Annotated in this window: 9 protein-coding genes; 4 read left to right on the top strand and 5 right to left on the bottom strand. The window is 74.6% G+C overall.

Annotated elements, in window-relative coordinates; genetic code table 11:
* The 3 genes from ACJA3G_RS26200 to ACJA3G_RS26190 all read right to left on the bottom strand — a co-directional run.
* Nucleotides 1-434 (bottom strand): DoxX family membrane protein (locus tag ACJA3G_RS26200; RefSeq protein WP_406555510.1); only part of this gene is annotated, 434 nt, incomplete at its 3' end.
* A gap of 146 nt (nucleotides 435-580) precedes the next feature.
* Nucleotides 581-1,507: a M56 family metallopeptidase gene (locus ACJA3G_RS26195; RefSeq protein WP_406555509.1), complete on the bottom strand. Its 927-nt coding sequence runs from the start codon at nucleotides 1,505-1,507 to the stop codon at nucleotides 581-583.
* Nucleotides 1,504-1,977, bottom strand: a complete 474-nt coding sequence (locus tag ACJA3G_RS26190) for a BlaI/MecI/CopY family transcriptional regulator (RefSeq protein ID WP_406555508.1) — start codon at nucleotides 1,975-1,977, stop codon at nucleotides 1,504-1,506. The genes ACJA3G_RS26195 and ACJA3G_RS26190 overlap by 4 nt, the downstream gene beginning before the upstream one ends.
* 116 nt (nucleotides 1,978-2,093) lie before the next feature.
* On the opposite strand from ACJA3G_RS26190, the gene ACJA3G_RS26185 reads away from it, so the two are divergent.
* The 3 genes from ACJA3G_RS26185 to ACJA3G_RS26175 are packed head-to-tail and all read left to right on the top strand — an operon-like array spanning nucleotide 2,094 to nucleotide 3,996.
* A complete protein-coding gene (locus ACJA3G_RS26185; RefSeq protein WP_406555507.1) occupies nucleotides 2,094-2,759 on the top strand; it encodes a DedA family protein in 666 nt (221 codons plus the stop codon).
* Entirely contained in the window at nucleotides 2,759-3,340 is a 582-nt protein-coding gene (locus ACJA3G_RS26180; RefSeq protein ID WP_406555506.1) for a phosphatase PAP2 family protein, read from the top strand. Before ACJA3G_RS26185 ends, ACJA3G_RS26180 begins: the two co-directional genes overlap by 1 nt.
* Complete coding sequence (locus tag ACJA3G_RS26175; protein WP_406555505.1) at nucleotides 3,337-3,996, top strand: phosphatase PAP2 family protein; 660 nt, start codon at nucleotides 3,337-3,339, stop codon at nucleotides 3,994-3,996. The genes ACJA3G_RS26180 and ACJA3G_RS26175 overlap by 4 nt, the downstream gene beginning before the upstream one ends.
* 26 nt (nucleotides 3,997-4,022) lie before the next feature.
* Here the strand turns inward: ACJA3G_RS26175 and ACJA3G_RS26170 are convergent, their stop codons facing one another.
* Together ACJA3G_RS26170 and ACJA3G_RS26165 are read right to left on the bottom strand one after the other, a co-directional pair.
* A complete protein-coding gene (locus ACJA3G_RS26170) occupies nucleotides 4,023-4,298 on the bottom strand; it encodes a hypothetical protein (RefSeq protein ID WP_406555504.1) in 276 nt (91 codons plus the stop codon).
* A gap of 64 nt (nucleotides 4,299-4,362) precedes the next feature.
* Complete coding sequence (locus ACJA3G_RS26165) at nucleotides 4,363-5,610, bottom strand: hypothetical protein (protein WP_406555503.1); 1,248 nt, start codon at nucleotides 5,608-5,610, stop codon at nucleotides 4,363-4,365.
* 275 nt (nucleotides 5,611-5,885) lie between these two features.
* On the opposite strand from ACJA3G_RS26165, the gene ACJA3G_RS26160 reads away from it, so the two are divergent.
* Nucleotides 5,886-6,887, top strand: a complete 1,002-nt coding sequence (locus ACJA3G_RS26160) for an AraC family transcriptional regulator (RefSeq protein WP_406555502.1) — start codon at nucleotides 5,886-5,888, stop codon at nucleotides 6,885-6,887.
* The last annotated feature ends 3 nt before the right edge of the window (nucleotides 6,888-6,890 follow it).

Genomic DNA, 6,890 nt, shown 5'->3' with positions numbered 1-6,890 from the left:
ACCGTCCACGGCCGGTCCAGGACGTGGCCGGTGGCGTGGTCGAGGGAGTAGCGGCCGGCTCCGGCGACGCCGATCGCGGCGGCCGTGAAGCCGAGGAACGCCGGGTACTCGAAGCCGCCGGCCGTGGCGAAGAAGCCGGCCGGGGCGTGCACCGAGACCGCGCCCGCCATCGCCCCGGCAGCCGCCGCCCCGGCCGCCGGGGTGGCGAGGCCCAGGGCCAGGAGGGCGCCGCCGCCCGCCTCGCCGAGCCCGGCGGCCACCGCGCTCTGTTTGCCGGGGCGGAAGCCCATGTGCTCCATCGCGGCGGCCGTGCCCTCGATGCCGCCGCCCCCGAACCAGCCCAGGAGCTTCTGGGTGCCGTGCGCCGCGAGGACGGCTCCGGTGCCCACCCGCAGGACCAGCAGTCCCAGGTCCCGTCGGTTGATGCATGTCATGACTGCCTCCGCGGTGGCCGTTCGTGGCGTGGCACGCCCCACAGGCGTACGCACTCCACTCTCCGTGGCGCGGGCTCCGGGGCCCCGGTGTTGCTGGGCCGTACGGGTCGTCGTCGCCGCCACCGGGGTTCCCGTTCGCGGGGAAGTCAGTCCTCGCCCTGGGCCGTCTCGATGCCGCCGTGCAGATCGGCCGCTGCCTCGGCCGCCGAGACGGCGGAGGCGCAGAGGCAGGCGAGCAGCGCCGCCGCTATCAGCCGGGGGCCGCGCGAGCGGAGCGGCGCGGTGGGCGGGCGACGGTCCAGGAGGGCGGCGACCCGGCGCGGCACCGGTCCGGTGGCCGCCGCGAGGACGGCGCGCGGCGCGGGCGCGGCCGTACGTCCCGCGAGGGCGGCGCGGCCGATGGCGCGGGCGGCGAGCCGGCGGTCGCCCACGGCCCGGGCTGCGGCCTCGTCCGCCCAGCGCTCCAGGGCGTACTCCAGGGGCGCGCGCAGCGAGCGGAGCGCGGGGTGCAGATGCGCGGCGAGTTCGGCCGCCGCGAGGAAGAGGTGGTGGCGGGCGCGCAGATGGGCGCGCTCGTGGGCGAAGAGCGCCTCGCGCTCGGCCGGGTCGAGGGCGCGCAGCATGCCGGTGGTGACCACGATGCGGCCGGGGCGGCCGGGCAGCGCGTAGGCGTACGGGCCCGGGTCACGCACCACCGCGAGCTCCCCGGTGGCGGGCGCGAGACGGCGGCGGGCGGCCCGCACCTCGCCGGTCTGGCGGCGGACGGTGCGGATCAGGGCGATGCCGCACAGGGCGAGCAGGGCGCCGGCCGCGCAGGCGGCGGGCAGGGCGACCGCGCCGGGCACCGCGTCGAACGGGGTCACCAGATGGCCGAGGGCCGCGACGAACGGCAGCCGCAGGGCGCCCGCGGCGGTCAGCAGTCCGAGGGCAGCCGCCGAGCAGAGGGCGAGGCCGGTGGTGGCGGCGGCGAGGAGCCAGGCGGCGGGCCTGGGCGGGAGTGCCTCGGCGAGCCGGCGCGCCGCCGGGACGGCGAGGAACGGGACGAGCAGCGGAACCCACACCGCGAAGATCATTTCCGGTCACCCCCGGCACGGTCCTGGCCGAGGGCGGTCCGGTCGCCGGATATCGCCTCGCCGGGCGCGCCCGCCTCCCCGTCGAGCAGGGTCCGCAGCAGGCGTTCGTCCTCGTCGCTGAGTTGCGAGACGAAGCGGGCGAGGACCGTGGAGCGGTCCTCCTCCTTGGCGAGTTCGGTGTGCATCCGGCGGGCGGTGAGGCCCGGCGAGTCCTCGGTGGGGGTGTAGGCGAAGCCCCGGCCGAAGCGGTCGCGGGTGACGGCGCCCTTCTCGTAGAGCCGGGTGAGGATCGTGGTCACGGTGGTGCGGGCCAGGCTGCCGCCCAGGGCGCCCTGGACCTCGCCGGGCGTGAGGGGGCCCCCGGCGGCCCACAGCGCGGCGAGCACACCCGCCTCCAGCTCCCCGGCGGGCCGCCGCGCGTCGCCGCCCGAACCGCCGGCGAAGGGGCCGGACCCGTCAACGACGCCCATGGGAACGATCCTCCTCGATCTTTCGTCTACAGTTCTGTAGACCGTCTACAGCACTGTAGTCAGTCGGGCCGCGAGCCGCTCTCGGCCCGCAAATCATTATGGGAGGGCCCACCGCCATGGCCGTACCCCTGTTCGCCGCCGCCCCCCAGGCCGTGAACGTGCTGGACGCGGGCTCGCTGCTCTCGGCCTTCGGCGCGATCGGCGTCGCCGTCGTGCTGTTCGCCGAGACCGGCCTGCTCGTCGGCTTCTTCCTGCCGGGCGACTCGCTGCTGTTCACCGCCGGGCTGCTGTGCGTGCCGGGCGGGGACGGGCCGGTCTCGCTCTCGCTGCCGCAGGTCCTGCTCGCCTCCGTGGCGGGCGCGCTCACCGGAGCTCAGGTGGGGTACTGGATCGGCCGCCGCGGCGGCCGGGCGCTTCTCGCCCGGACCAGGTCCCGCAAGCTCCATGAGGGCGCGGCCCGCGCCGAGGAGCTGCTCGCCAAGTACGGCCACGCGAAGGCGATCGTCCTGGCCCGCTTCGTTCCGATCGTCCGGACCGTGCTCAACCCGCTCGCGGGCGTGCTCGGCGTCCCCGCCGGCGTCTTCGCGCTCTGGCAGGTCGCCGGGGGCGCGGTGTGGACGTGCGGACTCGTCCTCGGCGGGTATGCGCTGGGTTCGTCCATCCCGAACATCGACCGCTATCTGTTGCCGCTGGTGGCGCTGGTCGTCGCCGTCTCGCTGCTCCCGATCGCCCTGGAGATCCTGCGCGCCCGCCGCGCCCGCACCGCAGAGGACACCCACTGATGCACTTCGACAACGGCTGGTACACCTGGGTCACCGAGCTCGCGCACGACGCGCCGGGCCCGGTCGACACGGCCGTCCGGCTCTGGTCGGACTACGGCCTGGGGCTCTTCGCGGTGCTGATGGTCCTCGCCTGGTGGCGGGCCCGTCCGGCCGGCGGCGCCCGGCTGGCCGCGGCGCTGGCCGCGCCGCTCGTCGTGGTCGCCGCCTTCGCCGTCAACGACCTGGCCAAAGCGGCCGTGCACGAACAGCGGCCCTGCCAGAGCCTGCACGTGATGACCGTGGAGGCCTGTCCGGCGCTGGGCGACTGGTCCTTCCCCAGCAACCACGCGGCGATCGCGGCGGCAGCCGCGGTGGCGCTCCTGCTGGGCGACCGGCTCCTCGGCGCGATCGCGGTGCCCGCCGCGCTGCTCATGGCCGCCTCCCGGGTCTGGATCGGCGCGCACTATCCGCACGACGTGCTGGCCGGTCTGGCCGTCGGCGCCGTCGTCGCCCTGGTCCTCACCCTGCTCGCGCGCCGGGCCGCGCCCTGGGTGGACCGGCTCCGCGACACCCGGCTGCGCCCGCTGGTGGCCGCCCGATGACAAGGGCCCGGCGCGTCGGAGCGGCCGTGTGCCTGCTGCTGTTCGTCCTGCTCACGGTGGTCGTCGCCGTACGGGACGGGGCACCGCTGCCCGGCGACCGGGCCTCGCACTCCTGGGCGGTGCACCACCGCCCGCCGGTGGCGGAGGCGCTGGCCCGCGCGCTCACCGCCACCGGCACCGGGCCGCTCCCGTATCTGCTGGCCGTCGGCGCCGGGCTGCTGGCCGGGCGGGACCCCCGCCAGCGCCTGTGCGCGGCGGCGGGCGCCCTCGCGGTGCTCGCCCTCGGCCAGGCCGTGCGGTTCGCCGTGATGGCCGCCGTCGCCCGCCCCCGCCCCGCCCTGGCCGACTGGGCCACACACGCCTCGGGTTACTCCTTCCCCTCCGGTCACACCACCACCGCGGCGCTGACGGCCGGGCTGCTGGCCTGGGGCGTGACCCGGCGCTCCCGCTCGTCCTCGGGCCGCCTCGCCGCGGCGCTGATCCTGCTGTGGGGTGCGGCGGTCGGCCTCTCCCGTGTCTACCTCGGGGTGCACTGGCTGACCGATGTGCTCGGGGGCTGGCTCTTCGCGGCGGTGTGGCTGACCCTCGGCACCTGGGTGACGGCGCCGCACATCCCGGTGGAGATACGGCGCGAGGAGCCGGTGGGCCGCCTCTGAGCGGCGAGGACGCCGGGAGCCCGCGCTCAGCAGGCCGCCATGCAGTCCGCGCAGTAGCGGTCGGCGTCGGAGAGGTCCGGGTCCGGTGGGACCGCGGCCTCCGGGCGGGCGAGCGTGCGCCCGCACATCGTCCTCGGCTCGTCGGTGCTCATGACGTGCCAGAGCAGGGCGCCCCGGCCCGCCGTCCCGGTCTCGCCGGAGTCCCGCTCGGCTCTCATCTCGTGCACGACAGCGGCCCTTTCGTTCGGGTCGTTCGAGGCGTTCAGGTCGTTCGGGGCCTTGAGGTCGTTCCGGACGTTCACGTCGTACGGAGTGTCGGGGGCGCCGGGGACGTCCGGGCCGCCCCAAAGGCCGTCCCGGGGGCGTTCAGGCGGCCTTGAAGTAGGCGTTCCAGCCGCCCGCCGGGGCCTGGCCGACGTCCAGCGCCCGCAGCCTCTCCAGCACCCGGGGGTCCTGGGCGTCGAGCCAGTCCACGAACTGGCGGAAGGAGACCAGCCGTACGTCCTTCTTCCCGGCCATCCCCTTCAGCGCCTCCTCGACGGCGTCCATGTAGATGCCGCCGTTCCACTCCTCGAAGTGGTTGCCGATGAAGAAGGGCGCGCGGTTCGTCTCATACGCGCGCTGGAAGCCGGCGAGATAGGCGCGGGTCGCCTGCTGCCGCCAGGCCGGGTAGCGCGAGGGTGTGCCCCGGGTGGTGTTCGCGGACTGGTTGGCGAGGATGTTGTAGTCCATCGACAGCACCTCGAAGGAGTGCCCCGGGAAGGGCACGCCCTGGAGCGGCAGGTCCCAGATGCCCTGGCGCTTTCCCGGCCACACCTGGCGCCCGCCGGGCGAGGAGGCGTCGTAGCGCCAGCCGAGCTGCCGGGCGGTGGGCAGCAGGTTGTCCTGGCCGAGCAGACAGGGGGTGCGACCGCCGATCAGCTCCTTGCGGTAGTCGAAGGGCAGCGGTTCCAGGTCGCGCCAGCCGGTGTTGGTCCGCCACTCGGTGACGAAGGAGACGGCCTGTTCGATCTCGCTGCGCCACTGGTCGGGGGACCAGTTGGCCACCGATCCCGGGCCACCGCAGAAATGGCCGTTGAAATGCGTGCCGATCTCATGGCCGTCCCACCACGCCTCCCGTACACAGCGAAGCGTCTCGCGCACATGTGCGTCGTTCAGATAACCGATGTCCGAGGCGCCGATCGGATTATTGGGCGGCCGGTAGCGCGACTTGCCGGATTCCGGCAGGAGATAGAGCCCGGAGAGGAAGAACGTCATGGAGGCGCCGTGGTCGCGGGCGAGTTCCAGAAAGCGCGGGAAGAGCCCGTTGCCGACTTCCCCGGCGCCGTCCCAGGAGAAGACCACGAACTGCGGCGGGGTCTGGCCCGGTTCGAGCGGCAGAGGTCTGGGCTGGTTCGGCTGCGGACCGGTGTCCGCGGTCGAACCGTCACCGACCATCTTGAAGTGCGGTCTCACCGGGGCGTTGGGGGCGGCCGGATGGCCCGGCCCGTTGCCCGGCGGCTGCGGTCCCCCGGCGGCGCCCCGCTCCCCGTCGGCCCCGCACCCGGCGACCGAGACCGCGGCCACGGCGCCAAGTCCGGTTTCCAGCAATCCCCTTCGGGTGATCTCCCGCATCGTCTCTCCCCTCAGCCGCCCCACGGACCCTCAATGGACGGACCGGAGAGTTCTGATGATGACCCGATAGCCGATAACCGCCTCAGAGTACGACGCGTTCTCCGGCTTTTCCGGTAAACACAGAGGGGTGGCACCGGATTTCTCCGGGACCGCCGCAATTCCCGCGATACGGCCCGGCCGGAGGAACACACGAGCGGGGCCGGACGCCACCCGCGCCGGATCACGTGCGCGGCCGGTGGTGACGGCCGGGCCGGGCGCCGGGGAAGATATGGGCCATGCAGGCGACTTCGCACTCGGGCACGCGGGGCACCCCGACCGCGTCCCGGCTCTCCTTCCGTACCGGGGACCTCGACGAGGCACGCCAGGTGATCGGCGAGACGTACTACGCCACCTCCATCGACGTACTGGACCGTACGCACCGGCTCGACGCCGTCTTCGACGTGACGCGGCTGGGGCCGCTGACCCTGGGCGACCTGCGCTGGGGCGCCGATGTGCGCATGCGCTTCGGCGACTTGGGTGCCTACCACGTCGACGTCCCCCTCTCCGGGGAGCTGACCTGGCGCCAGGCACGGACCTCGGCCACCGCGACCGCCCGGCGCGCGGCCGTCTTCCAGCCCGAGGGCGAGCCGACGCTGGAGCGGTGGAACCGGGACTGCCGGCTGTTCGCCGTCAAGGTGGAGGCCCAGGACCTGCTGCGCCATCTGGAAGTCCTCCTCGACCGCCCGGTCCCCGCCGGGACGCGGCTGGAACCCGAGGTCGACATCGCCCGCGGCCCCGGTCTGAGCTGGTCGCGCATGGTGGCCCTGGTCGTACGGGAGATGGACAACGAGCACGGGGCGCTCGCCCAGCCGCTCATGGCGGCCCGCCTCCAGGACGCCCTGCTCACGGGGCTGCTCCTGGCCACCGGCCACCGCTACCGCGAGGAGCTCGACAAGCCGGTCAGGGCCGTGCTGCCCGGCCCGGTCAAGCGGGTCGTGGACGCGATACACGCCCATCCCGAGCGCCCCTACACCACCACCGAACTCGCCGGCCTGGGCCAGGTCGGCGCGCGCTGGCTGCAGGAGGGCTTCCGCCGCCATCTGGGCATGTCCCCGATGGCGTATCTGCGCGACGTCCGGATGAGCCGGGTCCACGCGGAGCTGCGCCAGGCCGACCCCAGCCTGCTGACCGTGGGAGAGGCGGCCTACCGCTGGGGCTTCACCCATCTGGGCCGTTTCGCGGACAGCTACCGCGCGCGCTTCGGCGAGCTGCCCTCCCAGACCCTGGGCGCCCCCTGACCC

Origin of the sequence: Streptomyces sp. YS-3 (genome assembly GCF_045257485.1) — a bacterium.
Lineage (GTDB): Bacteria > Actinomycetota > Actinomycetes > Streptomycetales > Streptomycetaceae > Streptomyces.
Note: the sequence above shows the minus strand (reverse complement) of the source record. Positions and strands in the feature narration are given on the sequence as shown.